At 57.4% G+C, this 23147-nt stretch carries 18 protein-coding genes and 1 tRNA gene; 6 read left to right on the top strand and 13 right to left on the bottom strand.

The window, feature by feature from the left end:
- Window positions 1–310: 310 nt before the first annotated feature.
- The gene (locus tag HY010_02565; protein MBI3474588.1) at window positions 311–2989 is read left to right on the top strand and encodes an Rne/Rng family ribonuclease; all 2679 of its coding nucleotides are present in this window, start codon (window positions 311–313) and stop codon (window positions 2987–2989) included.
- Window positions 2990–3100: 111 nt separating this feature from the next.
- Here the strand turns inward: HY010_02565 and HY010_02560 are convergent, their stop codons facing one another.
- From HY010_02560 to HY010_02540, 5 genes are all read right to left on the bottom strand, one after another.
- Window positions 3101–3481 (bottom strand): hypothetical protein, encoded by a 381-nt coding sequence (locus tag HY010_02560; protein MBI3474587.1) that lies wholly within the window; start codon window positions 3479–3481, stop codon window positions 3101–3103.
- A gap of 59 nt (window positions 3482–3540) precedes the next feature.
- On the bottom strand, window positions 3541–5004 hold the full coding sequence (locus HY010_02555) for a hypothetical protein (protein ID MBI3474586.1): 1464 nt from the start codon (window positions 5002–5004) through the stop codon (window positions 3541–3543).
- Window positions 5005–5160: 156 nt separating this feature from the next.
- Window positions 5161–6018, bottom strand: coding sequence for a formyltetrahydrofolate deformylase (purU, locus tag HY010_02550; GenBank protein MBI3474585.1), 858 nt, complete (start codon window positions 6016–6018; stop codon window positions 5161–5163).
- A gap of 137 nt (window positions 6019–6155) precedes the next feature.
- Complete coding sequence (locus tag HY010_02545; protein ID MBI3474584.1) at window positions 6156–7736, bottom strand: NAD(P)/FAD-dependent oxidoreductase; 1581 nt, start codon at window positions 7734–7736, stop codon at window positions 6156–6158.
- A gap of 17 nt (window positions 7737–7753) precedes the next feature.
- Window positions 7754–9358, bottom strand: a complete 1605-nt coding sequence (locus HY010_02540; GenBank protein ID MBI3474583.1) for an NAD(P)/FAD-dependent oxidoreductase — start codon at window positions 9356–9358, stop codon at window positions 7754–7756.
- Window positions 9359–9619: 261 nt separating this feature from the next.
- Here HY010_02540 and HY010_02535 point away from each other — a divergent pair, with 261 nt between their 5' ends.
- Together HY010_02535 and HY010_02530 are read left to right on the top strand one after the other, a co-directional pair.
- Window positions 9620–10816 carry an aminomethyl transferase family protein gene (locus tag HY010_02535; GenBank protein MBI3474582.1) on the top strand — a complete coding sequence of 399 codons (1197 nt, stop codon included), beginning with the start codon at window positions 9620–9622 and terminating at the stop codon, window positions 10814–10816.
- 161 nt (window positions 10817–10977) lie between these two features.
- Window positions 10978–11469 carry a hypothetical protein gene (locus HY010_02530; protein ID MBI3474581.1) on the top strand — a complete coding sequence of 164 codons (492 nt, stop codon included), beginning with the start codon at window positions 10978–10980 and terminating at the stop codon, window positions 11467–11469.
- Between the two features lie 104 nt (window positions 11470–11573).
- Here HY010_02530 and tnpA read toward each other — a convergent pair whose 3' ends face one another.
- The 7 genes from tnpA to HY010_02495 all read right to left on the bottom strand — a co-directional run bounded on the left by tnpA (window position 11574) and on the right by HY010_02495 (window position 20179).
- Complete coding sequence (gene tnpA / locus HY010_02525) at window positions 11574–12086, bottom strand: IS200/IS605 family transposase (GenBank protein MBI3474580.1); 513 nt, start codon at window positions 12084–12086, stop codon at window positions 11574–11576.
- A 170-nt stretch (window positions 12087–12256) separates the two neighbouring features.
- Window positions 12257–13651, bottom strand: a complete 1395-nt coding sequence (locus HY010_02520; protein MBI3474579.1) for a prolyl oligopeptidase family serine peptidase — start codon at window positions 13649–13651, stop codon at window positions 12257–12259.
- Between the two features lie 101 nt (window positions 13652–13752).
- Window positions 13753–14592, bottom strand: a complete 840-nt coding sequence (locus HY010_02515; protein ID MBI3474578.1) for an acyl-CoA desaturase — start codon at window positions 14590–14592, stop codon at window positions 13753–13755.
- Window positions 14593–14701: 109 nt separating this feature from the next.
- A complete protein-coding gene (locus HY010_02510; protein MBI3474577.1) occupies window positions 14702–16162 on the bottom strand; it encodes an APC family permease in 1461 nt (486 codons plus the stop codon).
- Between the two features lie 85 nt (window positions 16163–16247).
- The gene (locus HY010_02505; GenBank protein ID MBI3474576.1) at window positions 16248–17723 is read right to left on the bottom strand and encodes a DUF853 domain-containing protein; all 1476 of its coding nucleotides are present in this window, start codon (window positions 17721–17723) and stop codon (window positions 16248–16250) included.
- A 64-nt stretch (window positions 17724–17787) separates the two neighbouring features.
- Entirely contained in the window at window positions 17788–19218 is a 1431-nt protein-coding gene (locus HY010_02500; GenBank protein MBI3474575.1) for an amino acid permease, read from the bottom strand.
- A gap of 229 nt (window positions 19219–19447) precedes the next feature.
- Window positions 19448–20179 carry a hypothetical protein gene (locus HY010_02495; GenBank protein ID MBI3474574.1) on the bottom strand — a complete coding sequence of 244 codons (732 nt, stop codon included), beginning with the start codon at window positions 20177–20179 and terminating at the stop codon, window positions 19448–19450.
- 103 nt (window positions 20180–20282) lie between these two features.
- Between HY010_02495 and HY010_02490 the strand changes: the two genes are divergently transcribed.
- Window positions 20283–20735: a hypothetical protein gene (locus HY010_02490; GenBank protein ID MBI3474573.1), complete on the top strand. Its 453-nt coding sequence runs from the start codon at window positions 20283–20285 to the stop codon at window positions 20733–20735.
- A 10-nt stretch (window positions 20736–20745) separates the two neighbouring features.
- Here the strand turns inward: HY010_02490 and HY010_02485 are convergent, their stop codons facing one another.
- Complete coding sequence (locus HY010_02485; GenBank protein MBI3474572.1) at window positions 20746–21726, bottom strand: sulfotransferase; 981 nt, start codon at window positions 21724–21726, stop codon at window positions 20746–20748.
- 178 nt (window positions 21727–21904) lie between these two features.
- On the opposite strand from HY010_02485, the gene HY010_02480 reads away from it, so the two are divergent.
- Window positions 21905–21980: transfer RNA gene (locus HY010_02480), tRNA-Lys, on the top strand.
- A 50-nt stretch (window positions 21981–22030) separates the two neighbouring features.
- Entirely contained in the window at window positions 22031–23146 is a 1116-nt protein-coding gene (locus HY010_02475) for a membrane dipeptidase (protein MBI3474571.1), read from the top strand.
- Window position 23147: the final 1 nt, after the last annotated feature.

Below are 23147 nucleotides of genomic sequence, written 5' to 3'. Positions count from 1 at the left end.
GGTGCCACGAACAAGATTACGCAATTACGAACGCCCTCGCGAAAAAGGAGGGCAATTCACCGGCGAAGAGAGCCGGACAGGATTGAATCCGTCAGGCTTGGGTAACGGCCCCCTCAGAAATCTGAGAGAGCGGTCACAACCTGACGAAGTACAAGATGCGATCAGTACAGACGAGTTCTGAATTTTCACGATGGTGTGGGCTCCGGAACTGATTCCGGAACTTCCCAGATGTGTGCCAGAAACCGCGCTGAACTCCTCAATCCTTCCGCTTACCATCTCTTTGCTCCGGTGAAGAAAAACCGGAGTATGCATGAACAAAGAATTGTATGTAACTTCCACACCCCACGAAACCAAAGTGGGCATTGTGGAAGACGATTTACTCGCCGAAGTTTACCTCGAACTTGAGAACGAATACACCTTAGCCGGTTCCATCTACAAGGGCCGTGTGACCCGCGTGCTGCCTGGCATGCAATCCGCCTTTGTCGACATAGGACTGGAACGCGATGCATTCCTGTACGTTTCCGATTTCATGGATCTGGAGCAGCAGGACGAAGATCTGGATGAGCCCATTCCCGCCGGTCGTCCGGCCGGGGAGGGACGTCCGCCCAGGAACTCGGAGCAAGCGTCGCCGTCGGGCGAAACTCGCTCGTTTAATTCATCCAGCCAGGTTGCCAGCGAGCCCGCCGAAGGTGGCGCGCAGGATGAGTCGCTGGAAAGCTCAAATGGGACCAACGGAGCACGTGAGCCTCGTGGTTTCCGCGGTCGCCGTCGTCGTCGTGGACGTACTGGCGAGCGTGATCGTGGGGAGCGCACCGAACCGCGAGCCGAACGAGCACCGGAACGGGATCGTGCTCCCGTTGAAGCTCGCCCGTCGCGCCCTGCCGTTCCAGAATCGCGCGTAGGACGCGACTATGATTACGGTCCGCCCGCCGGATATCAGCCGATCATCCTTCCTGGCGAGTCGATCTCGAAATATCGCCAACAACCGCAAGCGGCATCCCCTCGAGCGGAAGCGCCGGTGCAGGAACGTCCGGTGCCAACGTCTGTAGCAGGGAACTTCCCTGACGACGAGCCGATATTCGCGGCCGTCGAACCCCTCCATGAGCAACACGAGCACGTTGCGCCCACCGAAACCTATGAAGATGTGCAGGAGACGGTTTCGAGCGCACCTTCCGAAGTTTTCGAGCCCCGTGAAGTTGCTTCGGCCTCGCTTCCGGACATTGCTCATGAGGAGCACTTCCGCTCCATTGTCGAAATTCCTGTTGGACACATGGAAGAGCAGGAAATCGAAGAGGAAGAAGCCGATCTCGACGCTTACGCCGAAGAGCTCGAAGACGATGCCGCATTCGAAGAACTGGAAGAAGAAACTCGAGCCGCCGGAGACACACATATTTCCGCAGGGGAACAGCAGCATGTCTCCACGGAGCATCAAGATCGCGAGCACGATGAGCATGAGGAATTTCATGAAGAGCACGAATTAGGCGCCCAGCCGGTTGCGGAAGGCGCCGCTCAGGAAGTTCATGAAGCAGGCTCGGAGCATCCGGAAGCCGCCGTCGAAGAATCGGAGATCGAAGCCGAAGAACTCGAACTCGAAGAAGCGCAAGAAGAAGCCGAAGCGTTGCTGGAAGCGGAAGCCATTGGCGCCGGCACTTTGGACGCCAGCGCAGAAGTGCGCACATCACCGGGCGAAGCGAGATTGCAACGAGCACAGCGTCCCGCACCGGCCTTTGATCGACATCGTGGACGGCGCGGCGGGCGTCGTTTTAAGCGTCGCGAAAATACAGTCGTTCCGCAGATCAGCGAACTGCTCAAGGAAGGCCAGGAGATTCTGGTCCAGATTGCCAAGGAACCGATTGGCAAGAAGGGCGCTCGAATCACCAGTCACATCGCCTTGCCGGGACGCTTCCTGGTGTTCATGCCCACCGTGAACCATACGGGAGTGTCTCGCAAGATCGCGTCGGAAGAAGAGCGGCTGCGCCTCAAGCGCATCATCCAGAGTGAACGCGAAAACGGTCACGGCGGCTTCATTGTCCGCACCGCGGCGCAGGGAGCCTCGGACGAGGAACTTCGCGCCGACATCCGGTTCCTGAAGAATCTATGGAACGAGATCAAGTCGCGGTCCGATAGCGGGAAGTCGCCGGCGTTGATTTACCACGATCTGAACGTTGTGGAACGTGTGCTGCGCGATCAGGTGACGTCCGATTTCTCAGTCATTTGGGTCGACACCGAAAGCGAATACGAACGCATCCTGCGTTTCGCAAACCGTTTTCAGCCGGCACTCGTGAAGCGAGTCAAGCTGTATACGAAGGAAACGCCGCTCTACGAACAATTCGGGCTGAATGAAGAAATCAACAAAGCCCTGAAGTCGAAAGTCTGGCTGAAGAGTGGCGGATACATCGTCATCAACCAGACCGAAGCGCTGGTCGCCATCGACGTCAACACCGGCAAATACGTCGGCAAGACGTCTCGCCTGGAAGACACCATCGTCAAAACGAACGTGGACGCGATCAAGGAGATCGTGCGTCAGGTTCGTCTGCGCGATCTGGGCGGTATCATCATCATCGATTTCATCGATATGGATGAACGCCGCAACCGGCAGAAAGTCATGCAGGCTCTGGAAGAAGCGCTCCGTGCCGATCGCGCGCCCTCAAAAGTCCTCCAGTTTAATGACTTCGGCCTAGTTGCGATTACCCGTAAACGCGTCAAGCAATCGCTGGAACGTACCATCGGGACCTCCTGCCCTTATTGCCAGGCCACCGGGTACGTGAAGTCGGTGAACACCGTCTGTAACGAAATCTACGTCGAAATGCGGAAGATTTCGAAACAGATCGAGCATACGGATGCCATGCTGCGAGTGAATCCAGAAGTCGCAAAGTCGCTCAAGGCCAACAACGCTCGCTTGCTGAACGAAATGGAAGAGATGATCAAGAAAACGATCATCATCAAATCGGATCCAGCGCTGCATCAGGAGCAGTTCGACATTCACTAGAATTCGCGGGCTTGTTTTGAATAAGGGACGGGCCATCAGGCTCGTCCCTTTTATAGTGGACGATTTCCTCAGATGGGGCCTGAAGTCGCTGCCAAAGTTCAGACTCCGTAGCTAGATCCGTCCTTCTTTTACTCTCTGCAGAAAGTCCTTCGCATCGGCGTGCGCCTGCGTCATCACATCGGGATCGTTTCTGTGTTCGAGCGCAATCTCATCAAGTGCGATATCGACAGCGTCTTTGGGCTTGTAGCCGACCTTCAGTAGTTTCATCACACGCTTCGTGAAGGTCGGTTCGGTCGAGGTGTCTTCAATCTCCCGTTGCGGGGCGGGCAGTTCGCACACGTGCTCACTGAACTTGGCGGTGGCTAAGCGGTCGTAGGCTCGTTTCGCTTCCGGGTCGCTCAGAAATGTCGGAACAGGATATCTCCAACGACAGCCTGAGCAAGCCCATGCTTCGTTGCCCGGTTCGTCAATCCAGATGAGTGTCGGTGTCATTACTGCCGGTCCGTGACGGTGGATCGATCATCCACGCACTCACGTTGTGGCGCAAACGGCTAGGCCTGCGCGAGGATTTTTACGACCTGGCCCGTTCTTTCCTGAAGCTTTCCCAGTGTATCGCGGAGCCCTTCACTACGGGAATTCGTGTCCGGTTGCTGGCCGATTTCCAGAGCAAGTTGCTCGACAGCTCCAGAAAGCCGCCGTGCCAAGTCCAACAATACTACCAGCGAGTCGGCATGTAACTTCCAGACGGAAGGGGAATTTTGCGAGCGCTTGAGTTCTTCCAGTTCAGTGGTGATGCGCGCAATCACGGCCACGACGCGCAGCAGCATCCGGCCAATCCCGGCGCGCGGACTTGCCTCCTCCAGATAGTCGGCGGTGTACGCCTCGACTTCGGAGGGACTGAGCATGAGGTTGAAATAGCGCATGGGGACGATCTGGCGAAATTTGGGATCGGCAACCCGCACAAAAACGCGAATCGATTCCTCCACCCGGCGCAGCTTGGCTTCCTCAATGGAAAGCGCCTGCGGCGTGATCGCGGATGGAACGAACTTCGGGGCGCGAGCAGGCGCTGCTGCCGCACCGCCACTACCTACCGAATGTGCTGCGGTCGCCGGCTGCGGGGCACGCCGTAACGGAGGCCGGCGCTCTAATTCCTTTTTCAGTTTGGACACGCGCCCGAATTTTTCGAGGGCAGTCGCGTAATCGCCCTTCAGCAGTTCGCCCTCGTTAAGGGCGGCCACGTGTTCGACCGTGACTTCCACGCCATCGACGGTGCTCAGGATGTTGCCGCCGAGTTCTTCCAGGCGGTTCGCAAAGTCCTTGATTTCGGTAGTCGCTGCAGCGAACAGTTCATCGAACCGTTGCCCAAACGCGGCGTTATAGGGAGCCAGGGTAGCCAGCACTCCGGGATGATAAAACGAGTCTCCCAGCGAGGCTTTCAATGCGCGGACACGCGGAATGATTCCCGAATCCATGAGTGCGTTGAAATCCTGGAAACGGTTGGCTTCGTCCAGGAGCGGGCCAAACTCGCGCAGCCGCTGGACATGCTGTTCGGGCAGATTCGGGGCTTCGGACTCCGAGAGAATCTCCAGCAACGCAATTTCAAACGGCGCCAGCGGCAGTGATCCATCCAGGCCATAACCGCGCTGTTCCCACTGACCGGAGACTCTGGGTCGGCGATACAAGAAGGTCGCTACGAGATCAGTCTTATCGCGATTCGTAGCCGAGTCATCGCGATGGCGGGCAAAGTAACGGAGCAGCGCTTCGGCAATTTCGGCATCCAGGTCGGAGCCCATGCCGATTCGCAAGATCGCCGGCGTGACCGCGATGTCGAGCAACTGGATCCAGACTTTCATCCGAGCCAGCGTGCCGCGGACATCCTCATCCCGCCCAATCGCCTCAGCGTTGAGTTCGGCAGGCGTAGGAATTTCCCCGCCCAGATGGTCGCTCATCAGGCGCTGATAAAAGCTCTGGACGGTAACCAGAAGGGCCAGTTCCCATTTTGGATCCTCTGCCAAACGCGCTCCTTTGGAGGCAAAGTCCCCACTGATCTTCTAAAGGGTTAACTCTAGTAAAGCCGAAACGGGATTGGGGCGCAATTGTAAGCGTGGTTACGGAAGTGACACGACCGCAGGCAGGAACCCCGATCCGCGAGCTGGCGGGCTTTCGAGTTGCTACTGAAAAACGACCGTCTTGTTCCCATACAGCAACACGCGGTTTTCCACATGCCAGCGAACGGCACGCGAAAGTACGACTTTTTCGATATCGCGGCCCTTTTCGGTGAGCTGTTCGACCGTGTCCCGGTTCGAGATCCGGACCACGTCCTGCTCAATGATCGGTCCGTCGTCGAGTACCTCGGTGACGTAATGGGCGGTGGCCCCAATCAGCTTGACTCCCCGTTGAAACGCCTGGTGATAAGGACGCGAGCCAACAAAGGCCGGAAGAAAGGAATGGTGGATGTTAATAAGATTTTGGGAGCCGATGGCGGCCGTAAATTCGGTTGACAACACCTGCATGTAGCGCGCCAGCACGACCAGGTTGCACTGGTGCTCGCGGAGAAGCGCCATCTGCTTCTGTTCTGCTTCCCGCTTATTGTCTTTGTTTACCGGAACGACAACATAGGGTACGTGATAGAAGTCGGCGATACGCTGGTTGTCCGGATGATTGGAAATGATCAGGGGAATGTCGCAGCGCAATTCTCCATTCTGATGCCGGTAGAGCAGGTCCTGCAGGCAGTGGTCGTACTTGGAAACAAAAATCGCCAGGCGCGGCCGGTCCGTCGAATGGGCCAGGCGCCATGACATTTCAAATTCCCTGGCAATCGAGGCAAAACGATCGGAAAATTCCGCAAGGTCAAAATTGAACTGCGATGGATCGAACTCGACCCGGGTCAGAAATAGATTCGACTCCTCGTCTCCATGCTCGTCGGCGAACAGGATGTTGCCGTTGTGCCGGAAGATGAAGTCCGCAATCGAAGCCACCACGCCCTTGCGGTCGGGGCAGGAGACGAGAAGGATGGCGGAGTTATGCATGGATAATCCAATTTCCACGATGCTCTAAGAGCTCTGTCATCCCGAGCGGAGCGAGGGATCTGCAGGTATTCGCCCAGGGGAGACTGCAGATCCCTCGCTCCGCTCGGGATGACAGCTACAAGAAACAACTTTGCGGATCACTTTTTGAGAGCGAGTACAATCTCCCGCGCGGCGTTGGCGCCCGAACCGCCGGTCAACCCTGTTCCAGGATGCGTTCCGTTCCCGCACAAATAGAGCTTTTCGATTGGAGTCCGGTAGCGCGCCCAATCGAGCAACGGCCGCATCGTGAAGAACTGATCCAGCGAAAGCTCGCCATGGAAAATATGGCCGCCCGTAAGTCCGTAATTGTCTTCCAAATCCTTGGGGGTGATGATCTGGTGGCGCAGGATTTTCTGCGGCAACGAAGGCGAATATTGAGCGATCGTTTTTACCACGGCCTCGCCGAGAGCCGTCCTCTGGCTTTCCCAATCGGTATTCTTCAGTTTGTAAGGCGCGTACTGCATGTAAATCGACATCACGTGCTGGCCCGCTGGAGCGAGCGATGGATCGGTGAGCGAAGGGAAAGTAATCTCGAGATAAGGCTGGCGCGAGAAGTTTCCGTACTTGGATTCGTCGAATGCGCGCTCGATGTAGTCAATCTCAGGACTAATCTGGATGCGGCCTTTCAGCATGTTGAAGTCTTTGAGAGCAGGGAACTCCGGCAGACTTGAAAGTGCGAGGTTGATTTTCGCGACTGTTCCCAGCGAGCGATAATTCTGGATCTTCTGCACGAAGTCAGGCGTGAGGTGAGTCGGATCCACAAGACGCATCAGAGTACGTTTTGGATCTGCGTTCGAGACCACGGCCTTCGCGGAGATTTCTTCTCCCGAAGCGAGCACCACTCCGGTTGCGACGCCATCCTTGACTCGAATTTCGACGACGTCAGCGGACGGACGAATCTCTGCACCCGCCTGTCGGGCGGCCGCCGACATGGCTTGCGTAATCTGGCCGGCGCCTCCGATCGCAAACTGTACCGTGCCCGCGGGCGTCGGATCCGCCGCCGCACGCAACATCAGGACCAATGCACTTCCCGCTGACCACGGTCCGAGAAACGTCCCAAAAATTCCCCTGGCCGCAACCGTTGCCCGCAACGGTTCGGTGTCGAAGAATTCGGATACTAAGTCCGCTGCCGCCATCGGTCCCCAGCGCAGCACGCGATACATATCCTTCTTGCCGAGGTTGCGGATCGCACGGCCCGTCTTCAACATGCCCCAAAGATCGCCACTGCTTGGGTTGTCAATGTTTGGGGGAGTCAACGTCAGCGCCTGACCAATGACTTTGCCGATCTTGCCGAGCGCGGCTCCGAAGTCGGTATAGCCGGTGGCGTCTTTCTGCGACCACTGGGCGATTTCCTGCACCGCCCGTTTCGGATCGGCATAGAGAAGCAATGCGCGGCCGTCCGGCAGCAACGAAGCGGTGCTGACCTCGGGGGTCACTAATTCCAAGCCATGCTGTTTGAGCTGCATGTCGCGCACGACATCGGCGCGCAGCGATCCCGCGTTATGGGCAAGTGTGGAGCACCGAAACCCGGGATGAAATTCTTCCGTGATTGCCGAGCCGCCCACCTGCGCGCGGCGTTCCAGCACGAGTGGTTTGAATCCCGCCTTGGCGAGGTAAAAGGCTGTGACCAGGCCATTGTGCCCGCCACCGACAATGATCACATCGCGTGTTTCAGCCATGATCGTTTTCCTGGAAATCAGGCAGCCTTTCCGTCTTTAAGAATTTCCAGCGCCGCCAATCGTCCCGGAGCGCCCATGATGCCGCCGCCCGGATGCGTCGCCGAACCGCACAGATAGAGGTTCTTGATGGGAGTGCGGAAAGCCGCCCATCCTGCCACTGGACGCAGGAAGAACAGTTGCTCCAGCGAGAGTTCACCCTGGAAGATATTGCCTTCGCTCAATCCCCATTCGCGCTCCAGATCAAGCGGCGTCACTACCTGCCGATGCAGGATGATGTCTTTAATGTTGGGCGCGTATTCGGCAATGGCGTTGATGACCGCGTCGCCAAACTTTTCTTTTTCCGTATCCCAGTCGAGGCCGGGCGCCAGCTTGTACGGCGCGTACTGCACGAAGCACGACATCACGTGCTTGCCCGGAGGCGCAACCGAGGGATCGGTCAGCGTCGGGATCACCATGTCGATGTAAGGATGCGAGGACCAGTGTCCGTACTTCGCTTCGTCGTACGCCTTTTCCATGTACTCGACGCTTGGTGAGATCGACATCGCACCGCGAAGGTGCGCGCCTACGCCGGGCAGGCACTTGAAATTCGGCAGGCCGTCGAGAGCGAGATTCACTTTACCCGACGATCCTCGGAACTTGTAGCGATTCACGCCTTCCATGAATTCGGCTGGCAGGACTCCTGCATCGATCATCTTGACGAACGTCAGCCGGGGATCGACGCTCGAAGAAATCACATCCGCATAAATTTCGTCGCCATTGTCCAGAGCGACGCCAACCGCGCGATTGTTCTTGACGATAATTTTTGAAATCGGCGTCTGGGTGCGAATCTCGACGCCTGCCTCCACGGCCGCGGCCGCGATCGCATTCGAGATTGCTCCCGTACCTCCGCGCGCGAATCCCCAGGCGCGGAATGCGCCGTCGATCTCTCCCATGTAGTGATGGAGCAGTACGTAGGCCGTCCCCGGCGAGCGCACGCCGAGAAACGTCCCGATAATTCCGGACGCCGACATGGTGGCTTTCAGCACGTCCGTCTCAAACCATTGATCGAGGAAATCGATCGCGCTCATCGTCATGAGCTGGACCTGGTTGTATTTGTCGCCGCTCGTCATGTCCTGAAAACGGCGTCCCAGGAACAACATCTTCATCAGTTCTTTCGGATTCAGCGTCGCGGGGTCCGGCGGGACCATGCTCAGGATTGGCTTCACGAAGCGGCACATTGCCTGCATCGCCTTGCCGAATTCGTCGTAAGCCTCAGCGTCAACCCGCGAGTGGCGCGCGATTTCGCGGTGCGTCTTGCCATGATCGTTGACGCGCCACAGATAATCGCCGCTCGGCATGGGTGTGAACGTCCCATCGAGCGGAAGAATTTCCAGGCCATGCCGCGGCAGATCGAGATCGCGGATGATCTCCGGCCGCAGCAGCGACACGACGTAAGAGCAAACCGAAAACTTGAATCCGGGAAAAACTTCTTCCGTGCACGCAGCGCCGCCGAGAACGTGCCGGCGCTCCAGCACCAGAACTTTTCGTCCCGCTTTGGCCAGGTAGGCGGCCGTGGTCAGGCCGTTATGGCCTCCGCCAATCACAATCACGTCGTATTTGTTACTGCTTGCGGCTGCAGGCATAGTTCGATCCAGAGGGCAGGAAGTGCTTCGAAAGTGACTCGCCATTCTATCGGTAAACTATCTTTTTGTCTCTACACTTACGCGCCAGTTCTGACTTTGGGTCAATGTATTTCCACCCTTGCTGAGCGAGCCTGCTGGCTCATATAATCCGGCGTTCAAGGTTTTCTCTGTGTATCGTGTGACATCTTCGGTTAGGAAGGCAAAGTCTTAACCACAGAGGTCACGGAGAACACAGAGGAAAGCCGACACACGAGGCCACCCTTGCCAGTTGGAACTGCATTTCACGAGCGAACTCTTGCCCTCTGCCACAGCCTGAACTACCGGGAATGGTCGGGATACTACACGGTCAGCGTTTATGAAGTACATCACGAGCACGAGTACAACGCGATCCGCAACGCGTGTGCGCTGATTGATATCTCACCGCTCTACAAGTATCTGATCACCGGCAAGGATGCCACCAAGCTCGTGAACCGCATCATCACGCGCGACGTTAACAAAGTCGCGGTCGGGCAGGTGATCTATTGCTGCTGGTGCGATGAAGACGGCAAGGTGATCGACGACGGTACGATTACGCGCCTCGAAGAAAACAAGTATCGCTGGACCGCTGCCGATCCCAGCCTGCGCTGGATTCGCCAGAACGGTCTAAACATGGACGTTCAGGTCGAAGACATCTCGGAACAGACTGCTGCCCTCGCATTGCAAGGGCCGACCTCGGCGAAGTTGCTCAAGGCCGTGACCGACGCGGATATCAGCAACCTGAAATACTTCCGCAAGACGAGTGGCAAGATCGCAGGCGTGCCCGTGGACATTTCGCGTACCGGATATACCGGCGATCTCGGCTACGAAATCTGGATCCCGTGGAATGACGCTGTCAAGGTCTGGGATGAACTGATGTCCAAGGGCAAGCAGTTCGATATTCATCCCGCCGGAATGCTGGCGTTGGATGTCTCTCGCGTGGAAGCCGGCCTGTTACTGATCGAAGTGGACTACTCGAGTTCCAAGAAAGCGCTGATTGCTTCCCAGAAATATTCGCCCTACGAATTGGGTTTCGGGAAGATGGTGCATCTCGATAAAGAGAATTTCATCGGGAAACGTGCATTGGCGCGCGATGTCAGACAGGGAGTAGCCCGCCAGTTGGTTGGACTCGAAGTCGATTGGGTCGAAGTCGAAGAGCAGTTCGACAAATTCGGATTGTCTCCCGCCGCGCCCAGCCAGGCTTCGCGAACACCAGTGCCGGTCTATTCCGGAGACCGCCAGGTAGGGAAAGCCACGACCACTGCGTTCTCGCCCCTATTGAAGAAGTTGATTGCGCTAGCCAGCGTCGATTCCGATCATTCGAAAGTCGGGACAAAGCTCCAGATGGAATTAACCATCGAAGCGCAACGCAAGCAGACCACCGCGACGGTCGTGCCTTTGCCGTTCTTCAATCCGAAGAGGAAGACGGCGACGCCGGTCTAAGGACTTATTCACCACAGAGACACAGAGGCACGGAGAATATCTTCGTGCCTTTCTTGTTGTTGCGGGTATGGGTTGCGTGCCAGCGCCAATTTCAGACTGCCGGTGTCTAATAGAGTGACAGATTCTCTAGTCGATAGAGCGAATTGTATCCCGGAGGCTGAGTGCAAGAGACAAACGTTGCGTGGGATCCGATCATAGTCGACCGCCAGATGCCTTGGCAGAACAAACTGTTTGTTCTCTATCTACTTTTGGTTCTGGGGATCTCTATCATCAGGTCAGTAGGCATGGCGCGCCAACTCTGGCTTGGAGGACTATTGTCGAAAAGCAAAAAGCCTCCCGACGCTTCATTTCTGTATGCATATGAAATGTGTGCTTCCAAAGCAGTGGGAATTAAGAGAATGGCTGTACTTACGCTGATCCTTGCCTTTGTAATGCTCACGGACGGCGTCACGAACATCCTGGTCGGGATTGCACAAGAGAAGCAATTTTGGTTGGCGGCCGCTGCAGGGGGCCTAGCCGAAGTCGGAGTAATGGTAACGCTTGGCCTCTTAGTGGGTGCGGTGCTGTATGGGCTCTCCAGTTGGTGTGAGGGAATTCTGGCGCGCCGGAGAGCGTTGTGGGTCTACTCGCGGTCAAATGATCACGGTGTTTGACTCCCGTTCTGATGACCAGCCGCGAAGCGGCGGAACGTGAAAGCCCGGCACGGTAGTGCCGGGTAGGCATCAGCAAAGATCAAGTCCCGCCAGGGACGGCACCCTCACCCGAAAACCTGATCGGGTTCGAATTCCACCCCGGTTTTTCTTAACAATGTCACAAACTCATCCTCGTAGCTGCGTTTGGCGTGATGTTCCGCCTGATGTTCGATGTAATGGCGCACGATCGCGACGTTTGACGCACTTACGCTGAATGCTCCGTAACCTTCCTGCCAGGCGAATGCGATCCCATGCTCACCGATCCAACGGGAGGAGTTCGCTTTCAAAACCTGGACCGCCTTGGCAACGGTCACATCCGACGGCAATGCAATTAGAAGATGGACATGATTGGATGTGCCCCCCGCGCAGAAGACAGGGATCTTGTGATTCCGTCCTATGCCAGCGAGATATTTCCATAACATTGCGTGGAGTTGGACCGGGATCAGGTCGCGGCGTTGTTTGGTGCTGAAAACGAGATGAATCAGGACGTTCGGATATTTGTGCGCCATGGGTGCCGTCCCTGCGGGACTCGTGCCCGCCGCTCGCCTACCCGGCACTGCCGTGCCGGGCTTTCGCATGCCGCCGCTACGCGGCTGAGGCAACTGAGGGTGCGGCGGCAACGATGTGTTTCGAGGACGTTACTACGATGAGGCAATCAATGGCCGCAGTCTGTGGCCCCCGTCACAGCCACTTTGGTCGGTCTTCAAACTACGGCCCTGTAGCAACGTGTTTCAGGGGCACGCCCTACTCAGTTGCTGAACGCGTCAAACGGGCGCAGGAAATTCAGCGGAGTGAATTTCTCAAACTCCGGGGCCACCGGTACGAGCTGGTTATTGAGAAAGAGGACGTTGTATCCCGGACCGAGCGCAGTCGCTGCGCTATTCATGCTTGCCGGTGTGATCGCCTTCCATTTTCCAGTCGTCACGCGGGTTGCAAGTTTCTGCAATGCTGCGATGGTTTCCGCGGGCGTGAACTCGCAATGCCCCGCGCGATGCACGAACGTTTCTTTCAAGAGCAGAGTGTTGCCTGCCGTGTGTACAGTCGTGCTGTAGGCTTTTTCGTTTTCGACATTTACACCGCCGTCGGCGGTGGTGTGCAAGGTCAGCACGGGGACGGTGATCTGGCCGTTGTAAGTAACGTTCTGGGTCAGATAGGTCTTCGCCGCGGCATCCGCGGAAATTCTCTTTGCACCCTTCAGCGTGGCCAGATCGGCATCCAGACTGAGGCCCGCAGCGGCATACAGCGCCTGCACTTCGGCCAGTGAATTCGATTTTTTCAGGAGCGTGGCGTAATTCACGCCCGTGTTCCAGGATGGATTCCCTCCGGCGCGCGCTTCCAGTTCCGCGCGGAACGCGAACATCAACGGGAACTCGCCATTGGCCAGCCACAAGAACTGGTTTACCTGCCGAGTCGTATAGTCGGTCGGTGCAGGCTCCGGCAAAGACGGATCGGCCCAGCCTGGTGTGTCGGTAAAGGCCGCCGCGAGTGCAAGACGCGCCCGCCCCTGCGGAGTTCCCTGAGCGGCGCCGAGGATTGTTTCGGCATTTGCAAAATTGTTAGGGTTGGTGATGTGAACGAGTTGGAGTGTGCCGCCCGCCAGCAGCGTGTTGAAAACGAACGCACCGTCGAGCCACTGGTTCCATTGTCCTACGGCGCCGGCGACGATCCCGCACATGGGCAGCGCGCCATTAAACCGGGTGGGGAACTGCTGAACCAGCGCCGCTGAAATCATGCCCCCCATCGAGTGTCCCCATGCAATGGTTGTGGTGGGCGTGCCGACGCGGGTCTTGAAAGCGTCGAGCACCGCGATCTGATCCGGGATCGCCTCTTTTACAGCCCAATCAGTCGAAGCATAAGAAGAACCTGCCAGCGCGTATCCGGCGCCGAAAACATAGGTTGCCGTGATCCCATCGCCCACGTCCTGAGCCGGATTGGCGCCGCCCGGGAAAACATAGCCGTGGCTATAGAGCAGAAGCGTTCCGTTCCAGTTAGCCGGCACATCGATGACATAGGTCGCACCGTCTGGCAATGTCCCGGTAAGGTGGGACTGCGCAGCGGCGGTGGCGCCCAATGCAAAAGTCAGGAGAACGGTGAGGAGAACGATCGACGAGAAGGAGAGCGTGCGGTGGGTAAGGGTCTTCATAGCAGCCTTTCTGTGTGGTGCGTGGGTGAATGCAGCGTACGGGGACTAACGCTTGCGGCTAAAAATCAGTTGCAGAAGTTTGCTTTAGAGAAGCGATCTTGTCAACTTGAAAGACGGCTTGCAGAGGGCACTTTCACGTCCCATGCCAGGCCCACGGTGCGCAGAGCGGCGATCCCGTACCAGTTCAAGTCGAACTCGTACCAAGCCAGTCCATGGCGCGCCGATTGCGGATGCGCATGATGGTTGTTGTGCCAGCCTTCGCCGAAACTCAGCATCGCGACCCAGAAATTGTTGGTTGAAGCATCGGTGGTGCGAAAGCGGCGCGATCCCCATATATGAGTGGCCGAGTTGACCAGATAGGTGGCGTGAAGGCCGACCACGGTGCGCAAAAAGATTCCCCACATCACGAATTTCCATCCACCCAGCGCAAGCGTGAGGACTGCAATCACGGTCAGCGGTACCCAGTGCCATTCGCTGATCCAGATCATGAACTTGTCTTTGCGAAGTTCCGGGACGTAGGGCAGAAGTTCGATGGACTTGTTGTGCAGCGACTCGCCGGTGATGATCCATCCCATGTGAGCCCAGAAGCCGCCATCGCGTGGCGAGTGTGGATCGCCGTCTTTATCGGAATTCTGGTGATGGAGGCGATGCGTCGCCACCCAGCCAATCGGCCCGCCTTGCAGAGCCAGCGTACCGCAGATGGTGAGGCAATATTCCACCCACTTCGGCGTCTTGTACCCGCGGTGCGTGAGCAGGCGATGGTATCCCATGCCGATCCCGAGGCTCTCGGCAACCCACCACATCAACAGGCCGAATGCCAAGGCTTTCCAGCTGAACATGAATAAGGCAACGATGGCGCAAACGTGAAAGATTGCCAATGACAATGAAATGGTCAGATTGACCGGCTGGCTAAAGGTCTTGTCGCGGCTGAAAATGCTCATGCGGAGTTTCGGGTCCCAGCTCAATTGGAACACGCCGCTACGCCCCGCTTTGTAATACCTGCGTAATTGTTGTGCTGGATACCGCACAGGCAACGAATGTTGGGATGCATTACTGAAGTTTTGCGGCTCGTTTTCTTCCGGCCCAATAAATCCACACTCCGATCAGCACCAGCGCACCGCAACCGCCCACGATTTTGGTGACAGCCAGCAATTTGTGCGGCTCATCCGGCTGTGGAATCACGGAAACTGCAATAGTGAACGCCGTGGTCGTGAATCCCACGATCGAGAGCGCATAGGCGACGGGCTTGCCACCGGGGACGCGAATCACGTCCGGTCCCGCTTCCTCCCGTTGCAGTTTGAACATGGACGCAAAAACGTAAAGGTAGGGAATGAAATAGGTGATCACGCCCATGCTGACCAGCACGTCGTAGGCTCCCTTGACGGTGGTGCCTGCCTGTCCGAGAAAGATAAAAACACTCCCGATGAAGGTCTGCGTCAGAATAGCGACCCACGGAGTCCCCCACCGCGGATGGAGTGCACCGAACGCGGGCGGCAGAAAGCGGTCGATGCCGGCCACGAAAGGCAGGCGCGCACATGCGGCCAGGTACGCACCCGAAGCGCCGATGTTGCTGAGCGCGATCAAAAAAGCCGCTAGCGGTAGAACTCCGGGCATGCCGACGCGTTCCGCCGTCTTGCCGATCGCCTGCACCAGGCCTTGCAGGCTGTTGATCTCCGTCGAGGGCAGCGCCAGCAGCACGCACACTGTGCCGATGATGTAACAGAAACTCACCGTTAGTCCGGCCACGAAGAGCGTGAGAGGAATCGTGCGGCGGGCGTTCTTGATTTCCTCTCCCATGAACGAGGCCGCCTCACAACCGCCGAACGCGAAGGTCAGCACCGACCAGAAAATAATGTCATTCATGTGGATGCTCGGCGTCATAGTGTGCAGCGAGAAAGTAGTTGCCGATCCGTAACGGTGATACGCGAGCAGGCCCATGCCGATCACGATCATCACGGGAATCCACATGGCCAGCGCGCCGATGTTGTGCAGCCATTTCCCGACATCGAGTCCGACGATGTTCAGCAGCGTTGCCGCGATCAGGGTCAGCAGTGCGAACGTGATGTAGAAAGTCGCGTTGCCGGAAAGATATCCCCACTCCGCCTCGCGAATGAAGATGACGTTGCTGGCGGCGAAATACAGCACGGCAGGGAAGTAGGGAAGATTCGAAGTCCAGTAAGTCCACGCCGCCATGAACCCGGAGAAGTCGCCGAACGCCCGCTTGGTCCAAACGTACAGGCCGCCTTCATTCGGATACCGCGACGACATCTCGATGACCGACAGCGCGAGCGGAGTATAAAAAGCGAGCCACGCCCCGATCCATATGACGATCGAACTTGGGCCCGCCGCTGCCGCGGTTGCGATCCAGCGCAGGCTGATGCCTGTGACAACATAGAAAAGAAGCAGGTCGCGGAATCCCATGACCCGCTTGGGGCGGTTAGGATCGGCGGCCTCGGCGACAGAAACGCCGGATCCGGCGATAGCGATGGACTCTGGCCCTGGGTCACTCACGCGTGAGTTTGTATGGCGCCGTCAAATGGCGAGCGGTAAGGATTGCAGAGAGTTGAGGTTCGGGCAAGTCGTATTTCCAGCTGATCTAGCGCCGGTTTCCGCCCAGAAGCGACCCGAGTACTCCGCGCACGATCTGCCTCCCGACCGAACTGCCCACCGATCGTGCGGCACTCTTCACCATCGCTTCGACCACGCTGTCGCCGCGCCTGCCAGTTGAGGGGAAGCCGAGCGAAGGCAGGTTCGCATACCACGGTTTGTCCTGCGACGCGCCCGGGGCAGGAGTCTGTTCGGCTCGCCCCTTCAGCCGCTCGTAGGCAGACTCGCGATCGACTGTCTTTTCGTAGACGCCCTGCACGATGGAATTCTGTATCAGTTGCGCTCGCTGGTCCGGAGTGATCGGGCCAATCTGGCTGTGCGGCGGGCAAATGAGTGCGCGCTGCACGATCCCCGGCGTGCCTTTCTCGTCGAGAAAAGAAACCAGTGCTTCTCCCACTTCGAGCTGAGTGATGACGGTGGCGACATCGAGTTTGGGATTTACGCGGAATGTATCTGCCGCCGCTTTGACGGATTTCTGGTCGCGCGGAGTGAATGCCCGCAAGGCGTGCTGCACACGGTTTCCCAGTTGTCCGAGGATCACGTCCGGAATGTCGAGCGGGTTCTGCGTAATGAAATAGATGCCCACGCCCTTCGACCGAATCAGCCGCACGACCTGCTCGATACGCTCCTGGAGGTAGGGCGGAATATCCGTGAACAGCAGGTGCGCTTCGTCAAAAAAGAAAACCAGCTTGGGCTTTTCGGGATCGCCCACCTCCGGCAACTTCTCGAACAGTTCCGAGAGAAGCCACAGGAGAAACGTCGCGTAGAGTTGTGGTGAGCCGAGCAATTTGTCGGCGGCCAGCAGATTGATGATGCCTCGTCCGTTCGTGTCAGTCTGGATCAGATCGTCGAGGTTGAGGGCTGGTTCTCCGAAGAACTTGTCGCCGCCTTGCTGTTGCAGTGTGAGTAGCCCCCGCTGAATCGCTCCGATACTGGCAGCGGAGATGTTTCCATACTGCGTCTGGTAGTCGGCGGCGTGATCGCCGACATGCTGCAGCAAAGCTTGCAGGTCCTTCAGGTCTAGAACGAGCAGGCCGTTGTCGTCCGCAATCTTGAAGGCCAGAGTCAGCACACCGGCCTGCGTGTCATTCAGGTTCAGGATGCGGCTAAAGAGCAGAGGCCCCATCTCCGAAATTGTGGATCGTACGGGATGACCCTGGGTTCCAAAAACATCCCAACACGTGGCGGAGCAGCTTTCAAACTTGAAGTCGTCGAGCTTGAGCTTCTTCACGCGGTCCGCGATTTTAGGATTGTCCTTGCCGGGCTGGCTGATTCCCGAGAGATCGCCTTTCACGTCCGCAGCAAAAACGGGAACGCCGATGCGGCTGAAATTCTCCGCCATCACCTGCAAGGTCACAGTCTTGCCAGTCCCGGTTGCCCCGGCGATCAAGCCATGGCGATTCGCCATCTGCGGCAGTAAATAGAGCGGATCGGTGCTTTGTGCAATCAGCAGCGGATCAGGCATCGGCAAGAGTCTCCCGTATAAGATCAGTCAGCGTCGTGGCAGTGTAAAAGTGATTTTACAGGGATTAATTCGCCGCCGGTGTTTTGGGGTTCGCGTACTTCCAATACACATACCCGGGCACGCCCGCGAGCACAATCGTGGCGCCCCAGAAGGCCTCCGTGGGACGCGTGAAAATCGTATTCAACGTCCAGATGACGCCGATCAATACATAGAAACCCGGTAGCCACGGGTACCCGGTGCAACGGTAAGGACGCGGAGTATCGGGCTGCTTCCAACGCAGGACAAACAATCCGATCACCGTCAGCGTGTACGAAAGCACCATCCCGAAAATGACGTAGGTGTAAAGCTGATCGTAGCGGCCACTCATCGTGAGCAATGCGGCCCAGATCCCTTGTCCAATCAAGCTGAAAGCGGGCGTTCGCCATTTGGGGTGGATCTCCGCCATGCGTTTGAAGAAGGCGCCGTCCTGCGCCATGGCGAGATAGACGCGCGACCCGGAAAGAGTGCACGAAGCCGCAGCGCTGAAACACGAAATGGCAATCATGGCTGAGAGCCAGACGGCGGCCTCAGGCGAAAACAACGCGGCGGCCGCAGCGTGCGCGATCGTGTCATGCTTGGCCACTTCGCTCAGCGGCATCGCGTAGACATAAACCATGTTCATCGCCAGATAGATGGCGCCGACAGCGAGCACGCCGAAAACCATGGCCAGCGGCACGTTTCTCCGCGGATCCTTGATTTCGCCGGCAACCCATGTGACGTAGACCCATCCGTCATAGGCCCAGAAGACGGCGATCAGTCCCACGCCCAGCGCGGAGATCAGCTGTCCGGGGCTCAGTCCCATGCTCATGCCGCCGGAATGAGCGGTGAAGTTCGACCAATGACCTTTGCCGATCGTGAATCCCAGCACCACAAACGCGGACATGGCGATGAACTTCGTCCAAGTCGAAAGGTTCTGCAGCAGCGCGCCCCATCGCAATCCGAAAACGTTCACATAGGTGAGCACGACGATCAACAGCAATCCCACCGCGTGAGACCGCGTGAACGCCATGCCGAGCACTGAAAAAATCACATGCTGTTGTGAGATTGCCGGGAAGATGTTGCCCATGTACGCTGCCGACGCTACCGACAACGCAGCGATCGTGCCACCATTGGCGACTGCAAACAGCATCCATCCGTAGAGAAACGCGACCAGGTCTCCGTAGGCCTCGCGCAGATAGATGTACTGTCCGCCCGAATCTGGAAACATGGAGCCGAGTTCCGCAAAGGCGGCGCAGGCGCACAGCGAGATGGCTCCGCCCAGAATCCAGACCAGAAAGAACCAGAATGGATTTGGCAGCGGAGCCGCAATGTCTTTGGCGGTAAGAAAAATCGAAGACCCGATGATGCCACTCACCAGCAGGAGCACAGCGTCCAGCAAACTCAGTCCGCGAACGAGACTTGGTTTTTCTTTGGAAGCGTCAGTGGGAGCGGCCGGGGAAGCGGGAGAGAGACTCATTCGTTATCCCATCCCCAATTCGTCGGAAGACTCAAGAGGAGTTCCACAGATCCTGCAGATCACAGACGAGCAGTCCCCGCAAATGAGGGGGTCGGCAACTTCAACCGCGCACACTGGACAGTAGAGGCTTGCAGCAGTTTTCTGGGTTACAGGTTCCTGGGGCCGGATGGAAGCCATGCGCGACAAACTTTAGCACAAACCGCCCCCGCGCTTCGCACGATATCCCGCGCTACTCGTCCCGCTTCCGCAGGATCAGGTCGCCTTCGCTGGGCGGCAGCGAAAAGGGAAATTCGTAGATCTTGTCTTTCATCCACACCCGGAGGATGAAATCTTCGCGGCTCTTCCACGATCCCAGCCACTTGTTCTTGGTGCCGAAAAAGACCCAGCCGTGAACTTCGGGGTTCGCAGCACTGAGAATTGCGGGTTCAAGGCTCTGCGTGCTGAGAAATTCAATGAACTCAGCCACCTCTTTTTGGAACTCGCGTGCACGATTGGTTTTCTCTTCCGCTTTTTCTGGATGCTTCTTGATTTCACGCTCAGTTTCGAATACCAGCGTATCGACATCATTCTGCATTCTGGTCGAGAAGTCCGTCGGATCGAGAAACCCCTCGATCACGTTGTGATGGCGGACAAACTCCATCCTCAAGTCGGCAGGGAAGTCGAATTTGCCGGAACCGGTGTAGGTCACGGTCATGTACAAGCCGAGGGGCTTGTAAAGGCGGTGCTCGCTCTTCGATAACTCCTGCGAGTCCATCAAGACCGTCATATCGAGATTGTCGCCAACCATCCGCCAACGATATCGGCCGTCATCCCCGCGCTGAAACTCGCAACCGGGTGTTCCCTGTTGCCAGCGTCGGGCGGGCAATTCCTTCTTCTTGGCGTAACACGGAAATCCGGCGAGTAACACGCAAAGAGTAAGGGCGAGCTTCTGATTCGAGGCGCGGCGGCGCAGCATACGCATGGCAGAGATGTGGCAAGACTACTCAACCGGGCCGGACGGGGCAAGGGAAAGGCCTTTGGGCGGCACGCCTGACCTGTTACCATCTCCGGAGCTTAGGAGCCCCATGACGACATTCCTGTGGACGGTCGTAATCCTGATGGCAGCGGCTCTTCTGGTAGAAATGTTTGCCTTCATCGGGATGGCTGTGGTTGCCGCGCGGTCGGCTCGCCGTGCTTCCGAAATTGCAGAGCAAATTCAGCAACAGATCGAACCCACGGTTCGGATGGCGAAGGACTTACAGCAATACATTCAGCCGAGGATCGAGTCGATCAGCCGCGACAGCCAGGAAATTGCGACTCTTGTCTCCGCGCGCTCGCAATCGATTCAAGCCGCGCTCGACGATACCAGTCGGCGTGCCGAGCGGATCCGCTTGCGATTGATCGAAGGCGTGGGGACAGTCGAAGGCGAGCAAGGACGCCGCGGAATCTACCGCGACGTTGTCGAACCGATGCAAGCGGCCGGGCAGGTCATGCGTGGATTAAAGATCGCCCTGTGGATCCTGCGCCGCGTCGCCTGAGTTCGCGCCCCTACTTATCAATCAGAATGTCTGAATACGTCACCATCCAGCGAGAGAGTGGCGTGTTCACTTTCGCCCACTGTTTGAACTCGTAGAAGTTGCGATAGGTCCAGCGCATTTTTCGCAAAGCGAGAGAACTTGCAGAAGCATGGCTGGGATCGGAAAGCACATAGCCGAGTTCTTGAAGGTAGTGTCCGATCAGTTCTTCGAACTGAACCAGCTGTTTCGCTGGAAACTTGTCCTTCCACCGGCCTACCGGCGTGAAGTGCCCTTCCTTTAGATCTTCCTTGAAAGAAGTCAGAGGCTTCTTCACGGATCCAACGCTGGTTTCCTGAATGCGGGCATAATCCAGGTCGTGCTTGGTGAAGTCGCCGATTTTCTTCAGCGCCGATTCCGGTTGCTCGACCAGATCCTCGTAGCGCACCTCCATATATCGTGCCCCGAGTTGCGTTCCATACTTTCGCCCCTTGCGGACGATCCACTCCCAGTAGAGGCCAGCGGCCAGCAGACTGCGTTCCTTATCCCACGGGAGAGGACGGCTCCACTGCCGCTTGTCGAGCGAAAGCGCTACATCGCGTGCATCGCGGATGATGTGAATGAACAGCGCCTCAGGAAAATCGCGGCCAATGCGCAACATGTGCGGGACATTCGTGGGGGTGGAATCGATCCAGCAATCGACGTTTTGCTTGCGCGCCACGCCATCCATCACGATGCGCATGAAGTCGCCGTAGTTGTGACACTCTGACAAGACTTGCGCTTCCAGTTCGGCAGCATCCAGGCCCGAGACCGCGAAAGCCTTGCTGCGCAGCCATTCCCGCAGCATTTTCTGCTTGTTCGGGGGAGAATTCAGGTCGCCAAAAATCGGCTCCAGCACGTCAAAAACGTTCATCTGCGTGTGGAAGCGCGCGAAGCCTCCCGCGGAGAGCAGGAGGTGATAGAGAAAACTCGTTCCCGAACGGGGACAACCAACGATAAAGACCGGAGGTCTCATTTTTGCCGTAGTTGCGGAATCACCATCGAATCTTCGGACAACGTTGCGACCACGAAAAATCGCTTGCACGTCGGCGAAACATTCCCGCAGATCGCCGAAACGTCAGTGTATCAGCGAGCCGCGCCAGTCGAACGCCACCAAAGTAATCGGCGCGGATATGTTAGATTGAAATGAGTGTGGGCGCGTAGCTCAGGTGGTAGAGCAACGCCCTTTTAAGGCGTGGGTCGCAGGTTCGAATCCTGCCGCGCTCACCACCCATCGCTCGCCTGATCCCGCTTTCGAATGTTTTTCAGGGAAACGTTGCATGAATCGCCGGGATTTTCTCGTCTCTATTCCGAAGCTGTCGGCCGCGCTAGCGATCGCCCGGCCCCTGCTCGCGACCGCGCTCGACGACACCTCGCGCGATATCTCTGCGCTTTACAGGAATGCTATCGTCATCGACTCCCTGGCCGCTCCATTTACCGACTTGGAAAAGTTGCCGAGTGCCGAAAGTCTGGCCGCCGTGCGCTCGTCGGGAATCACAGCCGTGAACTGGACGATCTCCTACCCGACCTTCGAGGAGACGATCAATGCCCTGGCCACAGTTGACGAACTGGTCGAAAAGCTTCCGGATAGTTTCACCCTCGTGCGCCAACATTCCGATATTGCGCGTGCCAAACGGGAGCGCAAGATCGGCATCTTGCCCGGTTTTCAGTACACGCAGTTTCTGGAAGAGAATCCCGATCGCATCGCGATGTTCCGCAAGATGGGTGTTCGGATCATGCAGATCACCTATAACAACCGGAGCAATTTCGGTGATGGATGCCTCGAGCCGGGCAACGCAGGTCTGAGCAAAGCGGGACTCGCTGCAATCAAAACAATGAATGAGATCGGCGTGGCCGTCGATCTATCCCACAGTGGATACCGGACGACCGCGGAGGGGATTGCGGCGTCCACGAAGCCTGTACTGATCTCGCATTCTGGCTGTGCCGCCGTCTACGCGCATCCGCGCAGCAAGCCTGACGAGATTCTCAAGGCACTCGCCGACCGTGGCGGATACTTCGGCGTGTTCCTTATGCCCTATCTGGTGGCGTCACCGACGGTGCCGACGCGCGAGCATGTGATGGCGCACCTGTTGCACGCCATCAATGTCTGTGGTGCTGACCATGTCGGAATCGGCTCCGACGGCGCAATTGAAAGAGTCGTTCTCACCGATGAGCAGAAGCAGGCTTTCCAGGCCGACATTGCGCAGCGCAAGAAACTCGGCATCGGCGCACCGGGCGAGGACCGATTTCCGTATGTCCCGGACCTGAATGGACCGGATCACATGGAAGTCATTGCCTCTGAGCTCGCGAAACGTGGGCAGCCGTCAGCCGTAATTGAAAAAGTCCTGGGAGCAAATTTTCAGCGGGTACTCGGAGATATCTGGGGGACTGCATGAG

It is taken from the genome of Acidobacteriota bacterium (assembly GCA_016196065.1).
Taxonomy (GTDB): domain Bacteria; phylum Acidobacteriota; class Terriglobia; order Terriglobales; family Acidobacteriaceae; genus Acidiflorens.
This window is presented reverse-complemented; position numbering and strand designations above follow the sequence as displayed.

Excerpts from the sequence above, each read along its gene's own strand:
- HY010_02565 (MBI3474588.1), top strand. The coding sequence starts at position 311 with ATGAACAAAGAATTGTATGTAACTTCCACACCCCACGAAACCAAAGTG.
- HY010_02560 (MBI3474587.1), bottom strand. The coding sequence starts at position 3,481 with ATGACACCGACACTCATCTGGATTGACGAACCGGGCAACGAAGCATGG.
- purU (MBI3474585.1), bottom strand. The coding sequence starts at position 6,018 with ATGCATAACTCCGCCATCCTTCTCGTCTCCTGCCCCGACCGCAAGGGC.
- HY010_02545 (MBI3474584.1), bottom strand. The coding sequence starts at position 7,736 with ATGGCTGAAACACGCGATGTGATCATTGTCGGTGGCGGGCACAATGGC.
- HY010_02540 (MBI3474583.1), bottom strand. The coding sequence starts at position 9,358 with ATGCCTGCAGCCGCAAGCAGTAACAAATACGACGTGATTGTGATTGGC.
- tnpA (MBI3474580.1), bottom strand. The coding sequence starts at position 12,086 with ATGCGAAAGCCCGGCACGGCAGTGCCGGGTAGGCGAGCGGCGGGCACG.
- HY010_02520 (MBI3474579.1), bottom strand. The coding sequence starts at position 13,651 with ATGAAGACCCTTACCCACCGCACGCTCTCCTTCTCGTCGATCGTTCTC.
- HY010_02515 (MBI3474578.1), bottom strand. The coding sequence starts at position 14,592 with ATGAGCATTTTCAGCCGCGACAAGACCTTTAGCCAGCCGGTCAATCTG.
- HY010_02505 (MBI3474576.1), bottom strand. The coding sequence starts at position 17,723 with ATGCCTGATCCGCTGCTGATTGCACAAAGCACCGATCCGCTCTATTTA.
- HY010_02500 (MBI3474575.1), bottom strand. The coding sequence starts at position 19,218 with ATGAGTCTCTCTCCCGCTTCCCCGGCCGCTCCCACTGACGCTTCCAAA.
- HY010_02495 (MBI3474574.1), bottom strand. The coding sequence starts at position 20,179 with ATGCGTATGCTGCGCCGCCGCGCCTCGAATCAGAAGCTCGCCCTTACT.
- HY010_02490 (MBI3474573.1), top strand. The coding sequence starts at position 20,283 with ATGACGACATTCCTGTGGACGGTCGTAATCCTGATGGCAGCGGCTCTT.
- HY010_02485 (MBI3474572.1), bottom strand. The coding sequence starts at position 21,726 with ATGAGACCTCCGGTCTTTATCGTTGGTTGTCCCCGTTCGGGAACGAGT.
- HY010_02475 (MBI3474571.1), top strand. The coding sequence starts at position 22,031 with ATGAATCGCCGGGATTTTCTCGTCTCTATTCCGAAGCTGTCGGCCGCG.